We start from the raw sequence: 16,400 nt of genomic DNA on the forward strand, positions 1-16,400 counted from the left end.
CCCCCAGCGGTGGTTCCCCCTGGGCACGACGCGGGCAGCGCGACACGGCGGACGGCCTTGCGGCCGGGCCGATCGAGCGGTGAACACGCGTGTACCCATGCAGAGAGCCTAGTCGGTCCTGGCTCGGGTCTCGCGAAGATTGTCGGTGGGGCCCTCTACGGTCCTGGCCATGACCACTCCCGGCGCAGCCACCAACGGTGCACAGACCCGGATCCGCGGCGTGCAGACGAGCTTCGATGAGCTCGGCACTCCGCTGCGCGACGTGACGTTCTGCGTGGTCGACCTGGAGACCACCGGCGGCGCGCCCGGTGAGTCCGGAATCACCGAGGTGGGTGCGGTCAAGGTCCGCTGCGGCGAGATCCTCGGCGAGTTCCAGACGCTGGTGAATCCCCACGGGCCGATTCCGCCGTTTGTTGCCGTGCTCACCGGTATCACCAACGCGATGGTCGCGACCTCGCCACGGATCGGCTCAGTGCTGCCCGCGTTCCTGGAGTTCGCCCAGGGCTGTGTGCTGGTGGCGCACAACGCGCCGTTCGACGTCGGCTTCCTGCGGCATGAGGCCAAGGAGCACGGTTTCGACTGGCCCGATTTCATCGTGGTGGACACCGCCCTGCTGGCGCGGCGGGCGCTCACCCGCGACGAAACCCCGAACTGCAAACTCGGCACGCTGGCTCGGTTCTTCCGCGCCGGCACCACTCCGAACCACCGCGCGCTGTCCGATGCCCGTGCCACCGTCGACGTACTGCATGGATTGTTCGAACGGGTCGGCTCGCTCGGGGTGCAGACGCTGGAGGACCTGCAGACATTCTCGTCCCGGGTGAGTACGGCGCAACGGTCCAAGCGCCATCTCGCAGAGCCGTTACCGCACGCTCCTGGCGTGTACCTCTTCACCGACGACCGCGGCGAAGTGCTGTACGTCGGCAAGTCGAAGGACCTGCGCACGCGCGTCCGGAACTACTTCACCGCCTCCGAGACCCGCACCAGGATGGGCGAGATGATCGGCCTCGCCACGGCGGTGCGTGGGATCGAGTGCGCCACTCCGCTGGAGGCCGAAGTGCGGGAATTGCGGCTGATCGCCCAGCACAAACCTCGCTACAACCGGAAATCCCGGTTCCCCGAGCGACAGCATTGGCTGAAGGTGACGGTCGAGCCATTCCCCCGGCTCTCCCTGGTGAAGGAGATTCGCGACGACGGCGCGGGGTATCTCGGCCCCTTCGGTCGCAAGCAGACGGCCGAGCGGGCGATGGCCGCGCTGCACGAGACCTTTCCCATACGCCAGTGCACCCAACGGCTGTCCCGGCAACCCAAGAGCAGCATTTGCGTGCTCGCCGAGATGGGCCGCTGCCTCGCGCCGTGCGACGGCCGGATCGACGTCGAGGCGTACGGCGAATTTGTGACCGCCTTGCGAGCGGCTCTCGCGGTCGACCCGACTCCGGTCGTGAACGCCTTGACCACGCGGATCGACCTGCTCGCGGCGGAGGAACGGTTCGAGGATGCCGCCGTGCATCGAGACCGGCTCAGCTCGTTTGTGCGGGGCAGCGCGCGGATGCAACGAATGGCCTCGATCACGAGCTGTCCGGAGCTGTGCGCAGCCCGCAGGCTGGATGACGGCGGCTGGGAGCTGCACGTGATCCGCCGGGGACGGCTGGCCGCGGCCGGGGTGAGCCCAGTGGGGACCCATCCACGCCGTCATCTGGAGATGCTGCAGGCCTCGGCCGAGACCGTGCTGCCCGGGATCGGGCCCGCGGCATCAGCGTCGCCGGAGGAGATCGAACTGGTGCTGCGATGGCTGGAATCACCTGGAGTCCGCCTGGTGGAACTGGACGGCGAGTGGACCAGCCCGATCGCCGGAGCCGGGCGGCACCTGCGCCGACTGGACAACGCCCGAGCCGGAGCCGATCATTCCGAACCGGGCGAACGACGGCGTGCGCTGCGCCCGGTCGGGCCATGATGGGTCAGGCGAGGGCGGTTGCGCCTATGCTCAGCGCGAAAGCAAACCGGACGAGAGGACGACATGGTCACCGCGATCGTGTTCATCAAGGCCGACGTGGCGAGGATCCCCGAGGTCGCCGAACGTGTGGCCGCCATCGAGGGTGTCTCCGAGGTCTACTCCGTGACCGGTTCACTCGACCTGATCGCGATGATCCGCGTCGCCCACCACGACGACCTGGCGACGGTCATTCCCGACCACGTCAACCGGGTGCCCGGGGTGCTCAGCACCGAGACGCACATCGCGTTCCGCACGTACTCGACCCACGACCTCGAGGCCGCCTTCAGCCTCGGTGCGGACGACGGGATCTGATGCATTTCAGGCGGGCCCGCCCCGGCCCGCAAGAGGCCAACGCCTGACACGAGCCTTGGATACGGTGAACCTATGAGCAATCCCCCCGCCGGTTGGTACCCGGATCCCACCGGGCAGCCGAACACCATTCGCTGGTGGAACGGGACGCAGTGGACCAATAAGACGGAGAAAGAGGACGCCGCCGGCGGTACCCCGGCCGCACCAACCGCCAAGTCCACCAAGAGCAAAGCCGGGTCCACCAAGGCCACCGGTGGGTCCACCGCTGCCAAGTCCACCTCAGCCGGTACGTCGACCACCAAGGGCGGTACGGCGACGGGCTTGGGCGGCAAGACGCCTACCAGCACGGGTGGTACGACGGCCGGCTCGGGTTCGAACGGCGGCGCGGGTTCGAGCGGTTCGGGTGTGACAAGCGGCACGTCGGCCGGTGCGCAGGCTGGATCATCGGCCCAGGCCTCGACGGACAACGCTGACGCGAAGAAGACCGAGGCCAAGGCTGATTCGGGCGGGGGCAAGACCGCCGCTGATACCGAGTCCAAGCCGAGCCCGGCGGCGACCCAGCCGAAGACCGCTGAAACAGCTGCTGACACCACCAAGGCCGATCACCCGAAGGCCGATCCGGAGCCGCCGCAACCGAAGGCCGTTAAGCCCGAGACCACTCAGCCGAAGGCGCATGAACCCAAGGCGGACGACGCTGCCGCCGCCAAAACCGAGCCGACCCAGCCCAAGACCGTTGAGCCGGATCAGCCGAAGGCCGAACCAGCCCTGCCCACGTCGGTTCAGCCTGAACCAACCGAGGCCGAAACCACCCAGCCCGAGCGGGTTGAGGCCAAGACGGCTCAACCTGAGTCGACGGAGACCCGCCGTACTGAGGCCGACGACGCGAAGGCCGGTCCGAGCGCGACCACCGATGGCACCGCCGTACCGGAACTCCCGAACGAGACGAAGGCCACGCCGGACGCGGCAAGCAGCGGCGACCAGGGCCTCGCGAGCGTGACGGCACTCGGCGCGAAGTCGGCGGCCAGTGCTGCCCGTGCCGAGGAAGAGAAGGCCGCAGAGGACTCCAAGGAGTCGGCCCGGTCCGAGGTGAAGAAACCGTCGCCGTGGTCTGGCGGCGTTGCCTCTGCTTGGACCGTTCCAGCGCCGGCAACCGACGACTCGACGCCTCGCAGCGATGCGAACGCCAGTGGAACGGCAACAACTTCTAGCGCGACTACCTGGCCCAAGGCTGATCCAGACTCTGGAACAGGCCAAGCCGGCCTCAGCTCCGTCGGCACGTCTACGACCGGCACACAGCCTTGGTCACCTACAACCGACTCAAGCACGCCGTGGAACCAAGGCGCCGCCACCCAAAGTGCAGCCTCTACAAGCAGCGACGCGGCCACCCAAGGCGCTTCGACCCCTTGGAACCAGGGAGTCGGCGGAGACCAGTTCGTCGGGCAGATCTCGGTGCAGCCCACCCAGCCGGCTCCGCCGATCCAGCAGCCCTTGCCACCGTTGTCGCCGCCTTTCCAGCGTCCGGACCGGTCCAAGAGCAAGGGCTTCCCGCTCGTCCCCGTGCTGGCCGCAGCCGTGGTGGCGGTACTCGTGATCGCCGTGGGTGTTTGGTTCATCGCCGGCCGGGACGACAAGCCCAGCGCGAACCCGCCGGGCGCCTCGACGACCCCTGACACGTCCGCGACCACCCCGACCGCTACGCCGACCAACGGCGAGACGGTTCCGCCTGGGGATTCCCGCAATCCCGTGCTGCACCGGGGCAACCGGATCGCCTCGAACGCGATCTCGTTCCCGCGACTGCGTCCGCCGTGGTCCGACCGGCTCCGGTTCGTCCAGCAGGTGGAGAACTCCAACGGCCAGCGAGTGCTGTTGCAGAGCAAGTTCGACGGCACCAACGACTGGTACGCGAACATCTTCGTCGGCTCCCTCAGCACCGCCGTACTCTTCAACGGCGACCCGCAAGCGAGCGCCTCGGACCTCGCGCTGCAACTGCGCAGCAGCCTGTACGGCGAGGTGCCGCGGACCGCGAAGGTCATCCGTACCGGCCCGCTGACCCGGACCGGCAAGCAGGGCTGGTTCGTCCAGCAGACCATCACCGCGTCGAACCCCAAGCTGACCTCGCCGACTCTGCTGCTCACCGTGGCCGTGTTCGACCTCGGGGACGGCACCGCGGTCGCTTATGTGAGCGACATCCCGACCAACCGGAACGACCTCAAGGTGTTTGAAAACCTTGTTTACAAGGCGGTCAACGTTGGCTGAGCACTCGGAAATCGTGCCTGAGTTACCCGATCCGCCGCCGGAACCGCCCGTCCGGCCGGTCGAGGAAGGCCGTCGCGCGCCGGCACACCGCGCGCCCGGTCCCGAGCGACTGCCGACCAAAGAGCCACCAGCAACCGCGCCTCCGACCACACCACGCCCCACCGCCCGTCACAGCGCCCCCTTACCCGGCGCCCCCCGCCCCACCGCCTCCACGCCCACCCCCGTCCCCACCCATCCGGACTCCCCCATTACGGCGTCCTCCGCCTCTGCGACGCCCTCCACGGCGGCCGCTGAGTCTGCGGTCGTTAGCTCCGCGGCGGCCGAGTCCGTCGGCGCCGGGTCTCCCGACACCGAGTCTGTTGGCGCTGGGTCTGCCGGGACTGAGGCGTTCGTCTCCGGATCGGAGGGATCAGCGAGTCCGGTGGAGCCGATTCGGCTGCGGCTGGCCCCTGCACTCGACGCGACTCCGACTACGCCACCTGACGCCTCCGCGCAGTCCGACGAAGTGCGCGCCGCAGCCTCGCTCGACCTGCCGACCGCACCTGGTTCGCCCTTGGCGACCGAAGACTCGCGGGCCGAAGACTCGCGGGCCGAGCGCTCGGTGGCCGAAGGCTCGCTGGCTGAAGCGGCTGCCCAGCCCGCGGTGGTTGAGGAGTCCGCGCCACGGCGGAAGGAGGTGCTGACTCGAGGGCAGCGCCTCGCGCAGCAACGCCAGAGCCTGGCGGATCCGTCGCGCGTACAAGCGGCCCCTCGCGGCCCGCTGCCGAATCCGGAACACGCCTCGCGCGCCGATTCGCCGATGGCACCCGCCGCGCACAACCCGATCCGCGATCCGATTCCGACGTCGCTGCCAACGCCTGGCGATACGACGACCACCTTGCACGCCATCCCGGCATACGACCCGACCGGCCCGGACCACTCCAACCAGCCAGACGAATCGTCTTCATCGGGCCAACCGAGTCCCGCGGATCAGCCAGGCCGAGCGAGTCAGCTGGCGCACACGAGCCAGTCGGGGCACGCCAGTACCTCGGACCCCGCCGTACGCGCCGAGGCCTCTGGCGTACCCGCCGAGACGCCCGCACGTTCTGACGCCGCGCCGGTCTCCGCACTTCAAAGCCCAACCGAACGACGTCCAGATGGCGCCTTGCCGGGGACTGCGGAGCGGGCGTCGTCGGGGTTGTCGTCGGCTGCTGAGGCGCTGACCTCGCCGTACGACCCCGGCTCGTTGGCGAATCTGGCGGCATCCTCCGCCAATGATCCACTCGCCGCGCAGAGTCCGCCGCCCGCACCGCAGGCGTTGTTCGACCCCGCGGCCGAGCCCAAGGCCGAATCACCCCTGGTCGAGGCTGCTGGTCCGGCCGTGGGTACCGGTGATCCGTTGGCGTCGGCTGCCTCACGCGATGCGGAGCCTCAGGCGGGTCAGGCCGGCACTCAGGTCCACTCAAGCGAACAGATGGCGCCGGGTCCGCAGGGCAACCCAGGTCCGCGCGTAGGCGCCGAGCCGCAGACAGCTCAACCGCCGCAGGTGGTTCAGCCGCCGCAAGATGGCGGAACGGCTCCGGTCGTCGCGTCGGGCCCGGCGCGGTTCCTTGCTCGGGACAACCGTCCTCAGCAGGCGCCCGGGACGTCCTCAAGCCCGCCCGGTCAAACCGCTGCCTCCGGAGTGAGTCGGCAGCCTGGTCAGCTTCAGGCCCCAACTGCCGGGCAAAGTGGCGGTCCGGCTCTGGGGGCGGTAGCAAACGCCGGTACGTCGGGACAACCCACTCAAGTGGCTCCGAATACGGCCCTAGGGCAGCCCGCAACAGTCGGCGGGCATCATCGCGGACCTGTCGCAGGCACTCACCAGTCGCAGGGCGGCAGAGGCGCAGGCGTTCCGCAGGGACCACTCGCGGCTGGGTCTGCCCTTGCCGGTCAGCCCGCGAACCCGAGTCAGGCCGCAGGAACCACCCAGCCGGTCCAACCCGCGAATCGGACCCAACCTGTAGGACCAGGCCAACCCGTGGGGCCAGGGGGACCTGCAGGGCCGGGCGTGCCTGCAGGGCCGGGCCAACGTCTGGGAGCCGGTCAAGTCGGAGATCCGACGCGACCTGTAGCACCGATGCAGCCCGGGCAACTTGGCCAGCCTGGTCAACCAATGGGACCACGGCAGGCTGTTCGGCCTGACCACGCGGGACAGCCCGCAGCACCAGGACAACCCGTACAGCCCGTAGGACCAGGTCAGCCTGTCCAGCCCGGTCAGGGTGGGCAAGGCATTGGCCCGGGGCGGACGCCCGCGCAGGGCGTTGGGCCGGTGCAGGCGGGTTCACGTGCGGCAGGCGGTCAGCCGATGTGGGGCGGCGTACCTGGGCAAGACACTGGAACGGGAGTTGCGCCGGGTGCACCGCAGCAGACCGGTCCGATGGTTGGGCCGGGTGGGCCGCAGCAGAATGTGCCGCAGAGCGTGAACCCGCAGGCAACCACAGCTCCAGGGGCTGCGCCTCAAGGCGGCGTACGGCCGACGGACCCGTCGCAGGCCGGCGTGCCCTCGCAAGGTGGCGTGCCGTCGCAGGGCGGCGCGCCGTCCCAAAGTGGGGTGCCGGGCAGTGGACGGCCGGCGGTGGCGCAGGGGCCGCGGTTGCCTGGGCCTCGGCTGCCGAGTGGCAGTGGCGGGCTCGCTCAGGGACCGACGCAGCATCCGCAACAGCAGCAGGCCCAAAGCCAACCGCTGACCTGGCAACCCGGCATGCCCGGCGGACCAAGCGGCAACGGTCCGGGCGGTGGTGACGGCGGGTTTGGCCGGTTTGGTGGTGGGCCTGGTGGTAGCGGGCCGGGTGGGCCTGGGGATGGGAACGGTGTGGCCGGCAGGGGTGGAGCGGTACAGGGATGGCGTGCGCCTCGTTTTGCCGGGGCGCTCGGCATGCTGGTCGCTGCCCTGGTGGCCACGGTCTTGGTCGTCTCCTGGATCTGGAACAAGACCGACGCACTGACCCCGATTTCGTTGCCTTCGGCAAACGGCAAGCCGTTGGAGACGATCAGCCCGTCCGCGAAGCCGGAGAAGACGCTGCCGCCGCCCGAGCCCGTCGGTAAGTACGTCGGCGCGTTCATGGTCGCGACCAACGGCGACAAGATGCCGGGCATGTCCTCCGCGTGGAAGGAGGACCACAACCGCATCGGGCTGTACGGCGGTATCGGCCTCTGGCTGACCGTGCACCCGAAGTACAACGGCTCGAGCGACTTTGGCAACCACGTCGGGTTCGGTGCTCTCCCGAAGGAAATCGCGTACAAGCCGACGCCCGCCGGGCTACGCAGCGCCGCGGCGCACGTGGGCGGGCGGCTGATCAACCGGCTGTACCACGGTCAGAACCTCAAGCCGACCAACGTGGTGCACAAGCCGATGATGGTGAACGGCCATCGCGCGCACGAGATCACCGCGCGGGTGCCGATCAACGAGCCACAACTCAAGGAGACGTTCGCGATCATCGCGATCACGGTCGTGGACAAGGGCGACGGTACGGCGATGGTGGCGATCGCCGACCTGTGCGGCAGCACGCCGCAGTGGCTCACCGTGTGGCGTCAGCGCGTCACCAAGATGCTGCTCAGCTAACCAGCCCGAACGCTGAGCAGCCCGAGCGGCTCAGCGCACCTCGGCGCAGGCGGTGATCCACCGATCGAGAACCGCCTTGGCCGCGCCGGAGTCGATCGCCTCGGCCGCCCGGTTGAGGCCCGCGCGCAGGCGATCCACGATCGGGCCGGTGGTCGCGTCGTACGCCGCGAGCGCCGCCGCCGAGTTCAGCAGTACGACGTCGCGAACCGGTCCGCGCTCACCGTCGAGCAGCGCGCGCACCACCTTCGCGTTGTACGACGCGTCGGCACCGCGCAGCGCCTCGGCGGGAACGGCCTCGATGCCCAGTTCGCGCGGATCCAGCGTCACCGGCTCCTCGACCGAACCACCCGAGACCGACCAGAGCTGCGAAGTCGTGGTGGTGGTGAGCTCGTCCAGGCCGTCGTCGCCGTGGAACACCAGCGCGTCGATCCCCCGCCGGGCCAGCACGCCCGCGATCAGCCCCGCCACGCGGCCATCTGCGACACCGACGGCCTGGGCGGACGGATTGCCGGGGTTGGCCAGCGGCCCGAGGAAGTTGAACGTGGTCGGCACACCGAGCTCCCGGCGCGGTACGGCGGCATGCCGCAGCGCGGGGTGGAACGCCGGGGCGAAGCAGAAGGTGATGCCCGCGCGTTCGGCGACCTCTGCCACCTGGGCGGCCGAGAGGTCCATCGGGATACCGAGCTCCTCCAGCACGTCCGCCGTACCGCAGGCCGACGAGGCGGCGCGGTTGCCGTGCTTGAGGACCTTCGCCCCGGCCCCGGCGGCCACCAGGGCCGACATGGTGGAGATGTTGACCGTGTGAGCCTGGTCTCCCCCGGTACCGACCACGTCAAGCGTGCGGCCGGGAACCTGAATCGGCGTCGCGAAGGCGCGCATGGTCGCGACGAGGCCCTCGACCTCGCCAACTGTCTCGCCCTTGGTGCGTAGCGCGATCACGAACCCGGCCAGCTGCGCCGGGGACGCCGAGCCGGAGAGGATCTCCTCCATCGCCCAGGCGGTCGCGGCCGGTTCGAGCTCTTGCCCCCGGACGAGCGGGCCCAGCACCTGCGGCCAGGTGTACGACGCGTCAGACATGGCGGGCCCTCACAGATCGGCTCAGGTGGTGGCGGGCAGAGAGGCGAGACGGGTACGCAGGAGCCCGGCGGTCACCTCGGCCAGCCGGACCGGGTCCAGCGGGTGGGAGACGGCTGCCTCGGCCCGCGACCAGGTGGCCAGCCACGCGTCCTGCGGGCGACCGGTCAGCACCAGCACCGGCGGGCAGCGGAAGATCTCGTCCTTGAGTTGACGGGCGATCCCCATGCCACCGGCGGGCACGGCCTCACCGTCGAGAATGGCCAGATCGATACCGCCCGCGTCCATGTGCTTGATCACGGTCGGCTCGGTGGCGCACTCGACGTACTCCAGCTCGGGCAGATCGGCGGCCGGCCGCTTGCCCAGGGCCAGCCGGACGGCATCCCGGGTCGAACGGTCGTCGCTGTAAACCAGCACCTTCAGCGGACGCGCTGCACTCGTTGACTCAGTCACGAGGCAGATCGTACCGGTGTCAGGGCTGTGCCCGGCCAGCGCGTCGGGCCTGTTCGTCCAGCCGGTCCAGGCGACGGTCCTCCCGCTTGGCCTCGCGCTGGGACTGCTGCACCCATTGCACGAACAGCACGGCGAAGAAGACCAGGCCGACGATGTCCCCCGAACCCCACAAGAGACCACCCGCCAGGTACTGGTCGTCGATCGGGCTGGGCGGCCAGGACCGGCCGAAAGCGGTGTACCAGTCTTCGGCGATCAGCTTCTCCGATCCCATGATCGTGATGCCCAGGAACGCGTGGAACGGCAGTGTGAGAAAGGTCAAGATCAGCCGGAACGGATAGATCACCCGGCCCGGTACGGGATCGAGCCCGAGCAACGGCCAGAAGAACAGGGCGCCGACGGCCAGGAAGTGCACGTGCAGCAGGTCGTGCAACACCGTCGAGCGCAACGTGGCGTCGTACCAGCCGCTGAAGTACAGCACCCACGGGCTCAGGATGAAAAAAACGAAGCCGACCATCGGGAAGCAGATGATTTTCGCAAAACGCGAGTGCAGTAAATAAAGCAGCCATCCACGCAGCCGCGCCGGAAGGGTGCGCAGGGCAAGCGTCACCGGCGCGCCGAGCGCGCAGGCCAACGGCGTCAGCATCGACAGGATCATGTGCTGCACCATGTGCACGCTGAGCAGAACCGTGTCGTAGGTGCCGAGCGCGGACTGTGTCGCGATCACCGCACTACCGAGACCTACGCCACAAAACGCGAACGTCCGCGCGCGCGACCAGGAGTCACCGCGCTTGCGAAGGCGGTGAACCCCGAACAGATAAAGGGCTCCGACCACCACGATCGCGATCAGCAGCACCGGCTCGAAGGTCCACGCGGTCAGCAGACTGCGTGGCGTGAAGGGCTCGATCTGGTCGCCGGGCTGGGCGTGAGTGGGAAGCACACCCCCACACTAGAAAGGTGATGTCAACGACATGCCCGGGGGTGGGCGTGCTGTCGGACAGCGGGACCGACATAATGACGGCGTGGCCACCGCAACTGCACTCCCAGCGTCTCGTGAACACGGACATCACGACCGTCCCAGCATGGTCAGTGTCGGAACGATCGTCTGGCTCTCGAGCGAACTGATGTTCTTCGCCGCCCTCTTCGCGGCGTACTTCACGATCCGATCCGTGACGACCGCCGCGGCGGCGCCCGGAGTGGACACGTTGTGGGAACAGTCCACAGCGATGCTCAACATTCCGTTCTCCACGATTAACACCCTGATCCTGGTGGCGTCCTCGTTCACCTGTCAGTTCGGTGTTTTCGCGGCGGAGGACGGACGGGTCGCCCGGACCTCCTCGCTGCTGAACGTCCGCCGCTGGGGTATGCGTGAGTGGTTCGCCCTCACCTACCTGATGGGCGCGGTCTTCATCGCCGGTCAGGTCACCGAGTACGCCGAACTGATCCACGAGGGCCTGACCATTGCCTCCTCGGCCTACGGCTCGGTCTTCTACCTGACCACCGGGTTCCACGGTCTGCACGTGACAGGCGGTCTGATCGCCTTCCTGTTCGTGCTCGCCAGGACATACCTGGCCCGCAAGTTCACCCACGAGCAAGCCGTCTCCGCGATCGTCGTGTCGTACTACTGGCACTTCGTCGACGTCGTGTGGATCGCCCTGTTCGCGACCATTTACCTGCTCAAGTGAGAGTCCATTTGAAATCCTCAGCCGAGAGGACCGCTAAATCCATGGCATCGTCACCGGCGCGGTTCTTGTCCGCGCGACGGCGACACCGTTCGGCCGGTCTGGTCGTGCTGCTCTTCGGCCTTCTCGCCGTCGGCACCGCCTACACCGCCTTGGTGCCCGATAACGCCGCCGTCGCCGACGACGCCGCCCAGTCGCAGAAGATCGAAGAGGGCCGCAAGCTCTTCGCGGTCGGCTGCGCCAGCTGTCACGGCCTGAACGCCGAAGGCAGCACCGACGGCGAAGGCCGCATTGTCGCGCCGTCCCTGATCGGTGTGGGCGCCGCCGCGGTCGACTTCCAGGTCGGTACCGGCCGGATGCCGGCCCAGCAGACCGGCGCCCAGGTCCCGCGCAAGAACGTCGTCTACTCGCCCGAGGAGATCGAAGCCCTCGCGGCGTACGTCGCCTCGCTCGGCCCCGGCCCTGCGGTCCCGAACTCCGACGCGTACGACGTCAGCAAGGCGACCGACGAGCAGGTGACCCGCGGTGGTGCGCTGTTCCGCACCAACTGCACCGCCTGCCACAACTTCGCCGGTAGTGGCGGGGCGCTGCCGAACGGCCGCTACGCCCCCTCGCTGATGGGTGTCAGCGAGAAGCACATGTACGAAGCGATGCTGACCGGTCCGCAGCAGATGCCGGTCTTCTCCGACCAGGTGCTGACCGCGCAGGACAAGCGTGACGTGATCGCCTACCTGAAGGCGCTGGAGAACCAGCAGGACCCGGGCGGTTTCGGACTCGGCCGCCTCGGCCCGGTCTCCGAAGGCCTGTGGGGCTGGCTGGTCGGAATCGGCATCCTGGTCGGCGTGGCCGTCTGGATCGGGGCCAAGGGAGTAAGGGCCAAGGATGAGCACTGACGACAAGTTCCTGCCGGCCACGGTGGTGGCCGACCCGATCGCCGATCCAGGCATCGAACCGCACGAACACCGCATCACCGACATCGATCCGAAAGCGGCAGACCGCGCTGAGCGGCAGGTCGCGGCCATGTTCGGCATCGCCACCCTGCTCACGCTCGGTGCCTGCGTGGCGTACTTCGCGATTCCGCGACACGCCATCTTGGTCTTCGGGCCGCTGACCGGTAACGCGAACAACCTGGTGCTGGGTCTCACGCTCGGCCTCGCGTTGTTCCTCATCGGCGTAGGCGCGATCCAGTGGGCCAAGAAGCTCATGGTCGACAACGAGATCGTCGAGATGCGTCACCCGGCCAGCTCCTCGGACGAGGACAAGGCCGCCGTGATCGAGGCCTTCCAGACCGGTACGGCGGAGTCGGGCTTCACCCGGCGCAAGCTGATCCGGCGCTCGCTGATCGGCGCGATGGCCGCGCTCGGCCTGCCGGCCATCGTGCTGCTGCGCGACCTCGGCCCGCTGCCCGGCCGCAAGCTCTACACGACCATCTGGGCCGACGGGATCCGGGTTGTGAACGACGTCACGCTGCGGCCGATCAAGCCGTCGGACCTGGTCGTCGGGCAGTTGGTGAACGCCGCACCCGCCAACCTCCAGGAGATCCAGGAGGAGAGCGCGGTCGAGTACCAGAACGCCAAGGCCAAGGCCGCCGTGATCCTGGTCCGGATCGAGCCGGAGAAGATCCGGGTCCCGGCCGGCCGGGAGAACTGGGGTATCGACGGCATCCTCTGCTACTCGAAGATCTGCACCCACGTCGGTTGCCCGATCTCGCTGTACGAGCAGCAGACCCACCACGTGCTGTGCCCGTGTCACCAGTCGACGTTCGACCTGGCCGACGCCGCGAAGGTGGTCTTCGGCCCTGCCGCCCGGCCACTGCCACAGCTACCGTTGAGAGTGGACGCCGACGGCTACCTGGTAGCCCAAAGCGACTTCACCGAACCCGTCGGACCTAGCTTCTTCGAGCGAGGGTGAGGTAATGGCTTCCAACGAACTGCCGCCGCCGGTCAAATGGGCCGACGATCGGCTCGGACTGGCCAAGATGGGCAAGAAGAACCTGCGCAAGGTCTTCCCCGACCACTGGTCCTTCATGCTCGGCGAGATCGCGCTCTACAGCTTCATCATCCTGCTGCTGTCCGGCGTCTTCCTCACCTTCTGGTTCCGCCCGTCGATGGCCGAGGTCGAGTACCAGGGCTCGTACAGCCTGCTCAAGGGCCTGCACATGTCCGAGGCCTACGCCTCGACGCTGGACATCTCGTTCGACGTCCGCGGTGGTCTGCTGATGCGGCAGATCCACCACTGGGCCGCGATCCTGTTCGTGGCGTCGATGATGGTGCACCTGCTCCGGATCTTCTTCACCGGCGCCTTCCGCAAGCCGCGTGAGCTCAACTGGGTGATCGGCTTCGGCATGTTGTTCCTCGGCATCATCGAGGGCTTCATCGGCTACGGCCTGCCGGACGACCTGCTGTCCGGTACGGGTCTGCGCATCACCCAGGGCATGGTCCAGGCCAGCCCGGTGATCGGTACGTACCTGACGTTCTTCATCTTCGGGGGCGAGTTCCCCGGTGACGACTTCGTCTCGCGGTTCTTCACCGTGCACGTACTGCTCATTCCCGGCCTGATCCTGGCGCTGGTGACGGCCCACCTGATCCTGGTCGTCTACCACAAGCACACCCAGTACGCCGGCCCCGGCCGGACCGAGAAGAACGTTGTCGGTTACCCGTTGATGCCGGTCTACATGGCCAAGGCGGGCGGCTTCTTCTTCGTCGTGTTCGGCGTCACCGCCATCATGGGCGCGCTGCTCCAGATCAACCCGTTGTGGCTCTACGGGCCGTACAACCCAGCAGAGGTCACGGCAGGCTCCCAGCCCGACTGGTACATGGGCTGGCTGGAGGGCTCCGTGCGCCTGATGCCGGGATTCGAGTCCGAGTTCTGGGGCATCACGCTCAGCTGGAACCTGATCATCCCGGCCCTGCTGATCCCGCCCGCGTTCGTCACCTTCGTGGCCCTCTACCCGTTCATCGAGCAGTGGATCACCGGCGACAAGCGCGAACACCACCTGCTGGACCGGCCGCGCAACGTGCCGACCCGGACCGGTATCGGCGTCGCGATGATCACCTTCTACGCGCTGCTGTGGATCGGTGGTGGTAACGACCTGATCGCCACCCACTTCGGCGTCTCGCTGAACGCGGTCACCTGGTTCCTGCGCTTCGCGGTCTTCCTCGGTCCGGTCATCGCCTTCTGGGCGGCCCGCCGGATCGCGATCTCCCTGCAGCGCTCCGACCGGGAGCGCCTGCTGCACGGCCTCGAGACGGGCATCATCGTCCGCTCCCCCGACGGCTCGTACAGCGAACGCCACGCGCCGATCTCCACCTACGAGGCCTACACCCTCACCGCGCACGACCGGCAGACGCCGCTCGAGCTCGGCCCGGAGACCGACGAGAACGGCGTCGCGGCCCCCCGCCGCGGCCTGCAGAAGATCCGCGCCAAGCTGTCCGCCTTCTACTTCGCGGACGCGGTACAGAAGCCGACGCGGACAGAGATCGAAGAAGCCCACGCCCACGGTCACGACGACCACGGCGACGACCACACGGTCGAAGGCGCAACCGGCACCGTCGAACTGGACGAGGCCCAAGCCCACCAGGCAGGCGAAAACCAAGCGGCCCTCAACCGCAGCGAAAAGTAACCCGCACCCCCGAAAGGCCCCGGCTCCTTGCCGGGGCCTTTCGCTTTCCCAACCACCTTGCTCGGCGCCCTCTACCTCAATCGACGCTGTCCGGGCCGATCCACAGGAGAGCCGGTGGAACCGTGGGCACCCGTCCCCCTGAGTCTTGCGAATTGTCAGGTCGGTTCGGGCTATCAGGGGGACGGGTGAGGTCTGCCCGGGTTTCGGGATGTCCCGCACGCTCCGCGTCGCGCTCATCGCCATGATGCCGGGTGGTAAGGGCGGTCGACGGGCCTAGTGGCGGTGCACGGGCTGGGCGGGCGCCCCTGCACCGCCGACTACCGACTTTTTGTACGACTGCCCGGCTGCAACCGGGTAGCGGCCAAACAACTCGGCAGCGGGGACACCAAAGCCCGGTAGCCGCGCGAAAACCCGCTAGCCGCACCAAACCCCCGCCGCCCAACACCGCGAGCATCGCCGGCATCAACGCTTTGTCGGCGGATCGTCCCACGCACACGCCGCCCCAAGCGGCCTACCTCAAGCACGCCCGTACGAGCCCCGTGAGCGCCGACGGTTGAGCTCACAGGGCACGTGAGTCCATGGAGTCCGGTCCTACGCCGTTCCTGCGAGTGGCTGGCCATCCCGCCGGCAGGTCCTCCCGGTGCCTCGGGCGCGGACCTGGCGAATTGGCGAGGCGTCAGCGGGCGTGCGGAGCCGACTCACGGTCCAGGAACAGCTGGACTTGGGTATGCGTGCGGAGCGCCGTACCTGGGAAATCGGGGCCGATCGGCCGGGTGAGGGTGTCGAGCACGGCCTGGCGTTTCGGCGCTCCTGGCACCGAGGCGATCAGGTTGTGCGCGTTCAGCAGGCGCGGGATCGTCACCGTCACGGCGTGGGTCGGAACGTCGTCCAGCGTGGCGAAGTTGCCTTCGTCCACCTGCTGCCGGCGGCTCGTCTCGTCCAGTACGACGACCTTGGCCGCGCGGTCATCGGTGAAATCGGCCGGTGGATCGTTGAACGCGAGATGGCCGTTGACTCCGAGGCCAAGCAGCACGACGTCGAACGGCTCATCCCCCATCAGCAGCCCGTACCGCCTGGCTGCCTCGTCCGGCCGGTCGCCGGGTACCACCGGATGGAACAGCGCCCGCGCCACCCGGTCGAGGAACGTGGACCGCAGCCAGTTCGCGAACGCTTGCGGGGCGTCCACCGGCAGGCCGACGTACTCGTCCATGTGGAAGCACTCGACCCGGCTCCAGTCGATGTCCGGCTCGGCGGCCAGCGCGGAAAGTGTCGCGGCCTGGCTCGGAGCGGCGGCCAGCATGATGCGGGCCCGGCCGCTCTGGGCGATCGCACGCCGGATGACCGTGGCCGCGGCCGCTGCCGACGCGTGGCCCAGCTCTGCCCGGGTCGGGTGGATGCTGATATCCGGCGCATGGTCGATACCAACGGTCATGC

The 16,400-nt window shown here is 68.4% G+C and carries 12 protein-coding genes; 8 read left to right on the forward strand and 4 right to left on the reverse strand.

Translation table 11 applies throughout. The features are described from left to right. The first annotated feature begins 169 nt into the window (after window positions 1-169). The 4 genes from ACFFGN_RS10105 (at window position 170) to ACFFGN_RS10120 (ending at window position 8,138) form a co-directional block, all read left to right on the forward strand. The gene (locus ACFFGN_RS10105) at window positions 170-1,951 is read left to right on the forward strand and encodes a DEDD exonuclease domain-containing protein (RefSeq protein ID WP_380045758.1); all 1,782 of its coding nucleotides are present in this window, start codon (window positions 170-172) and stop codon (window positions 1,949-1,951) included. Window positions 1,952-2,014: 63 nt separating this feature from the next. After that, window positions 2,015-2,302: an Lrp/AsnC family transcriptional regulator gene (locus ACFFGN_RS10110; RefSeq protein ID WP_380045760.1), complete on the forward strand. Its 288-nt coding sequence runs from the start codon at window positions 2,015-2,017 to the stop codon at window positions 2,300-2,302. A 72-nt stretch (window positions 2,303-2,374) separates the two neighbouring features. After that, window positions 2,375-4,555 carry a DUF2510 domain-containing protein gene (locus ACFFGN_RS10115; protein ID WP_380045762.1) on the forward strand — a complete coding sequence of 727 codons (2,181 nt, stop codon included), beginning with the start codon at window positions 2,375-2,377 and terminating at the stop codon, window positions 4,553-4,555. Between the two features lie 2,896 nt (window positions 4,556-7,451). Beyond that, the gene (locus ACFFGN_RS10120) at window positions 7,452-8,138 is read left to right on the forward strand and encodes a hypothetical protein (RefSeq protein ID WP_380045764.1); all 687 of its coding nucleotides are present in this window, start codon (window positions 7,452-7,454) and stop codon (window positions 8,136-8,138) included. A gap of 30 nt (window positions 8,139-8,168) precedes the next feature. On the opposite strand, the gene trpD is transcribed toward ACFFGN_RS10120, so the two are convergent. Genes trpD through ACFFGN_RS10135 form a run of 3 tightly spaced genes read right to left on the reverse strand, consistent with a single transcriptional unit; the run spans window position 8,169 to window position 10,602 of the window. Continuing rightward, window positions 8,169-9,215, reverse strand: a complete 1,047-nt coding sequence (gene trpD / locus ACFFGN_RS10125; protein ID WP_380045766.1) for an anthranilate phosphoribosyltransferase — start codon at window positions 9,213-9,215, stop codon at window positions 8,169-8,171. A 21-nt stretch (window positions 9,216-9,236) separates the two neighbouring features. Continuing rightward, a complete protein-coding gene (locus ACFFGN_RS10130) occupies window positions 9,237-9,665 on the reverse strand; it encodes an Rv3143 family two-component system response regulator (RefSeq protein ID WP_380045768.1) in 429 nt (142 codons plus the stop codon). 19 nt (window positions 9,666-9,684) lie between these two features. Next, the gene (locus ACFFGN_RS10135) at window positions 9,685-10,602 is read right to left on the reverse strand and encodes a cytochrome c oxidase assembly protein (protein WP_380045770.1); all 918 of its coding nucleotides are present in this window, start codon (window positions 10,600-10,602) and stop codon (window positions 9,685-9,687) included. 31 nt (window positions 10,603-10,633) lie between these two features. Between ACFFGN_RS10135 and ctaE the strand changes: the two genes are divergently transcribed. The 4 genes from ctaE to qcrB are packed head-to-tail and all read left to right on the forward strand — an operon-like array spanning window position 10,634 to window position 14,966. After that, window positions 10,634-11,347: an aa3-type cytochrome oxidase subunit III gene (gene ctaE / locus ACFFGN_RS10140; protein ID WP_446685179.1), complete on the forward strand. Its 714-nt coding sequence runs from the start codon at window positions 10,634-10,636 to the stop codon at window positions 11,345-11,347. A 41-nt stretch (window positions 11,348-11,388) separates the two neighbouring features. Beyond that, window positions 11,389-12,237 (forward strand): cytochrome bc1 complex diheme cytochrome c subunit, encoded by an 849-nt coding sequence (qcrC, locus tag ACFFGN_RS10145; protein WP_380045774.1) that lies wholly within the window; start codon window positions 11,389-11,391, stop codon window positions 12,235-12,237. Then, a complete protein-coding gene (gene qcrA / locus ACFFGN_RS10150; RefSeq protein WP_380045776.1) occupies window positions 12,227-13,255 on the forward strand; it encodes a cytochrome bc1 complex Rieske iron-sulfur subunit in 1,029 nt (342 codons plus the stop codon). The genes qcrC and qcrA overlap by 11 nt, the downstream gene beginning before the upstream one ends. Window positions 13,256-13,259: 4 nt before the next feature. Then, window positions 13,260-14,966, forward strand: coding sequence for a cytochrome bc1 complex cytochrome b subunit (gene qcrB / locus ACFFGN_RS10155; protein WP_380045778.1), 1,707 nt, complete (start codon window positions 13,260-13,262; stop codon window positions 14,964-14,966). Between the two features lie 676 nt (window positions 14,967-15,642). On the opposite strand, the gene ACFFGN_RS10160 is transcribed toward qcrB, so the two are convergent. After that, window positions 15,643-16,398 carry a 6-phosphogluconolactonase gene (locus ACFFGN_RS10160; protein WP_380045780.1) on the reverse strand — a complete coding sequence of 252 codons (756 nt, stop codon included), beginning with the start codon at window positions 16,396-16,398 and terminating at the stop codon, window positions 15,643-15,645. Window positions 16,399-16,400 lie beyond the last annotated feature (2 nt).

The organism is Kribbella deserti (genome assembly GCF_042434725.1).
In the GTDB taxonomy this organism is placed as follows: Bacteria; Actinomycetota; Actinomycetes; order Propionibacteriales; family Kribbellaceae; genus Kribbella; species Kribbella deserti.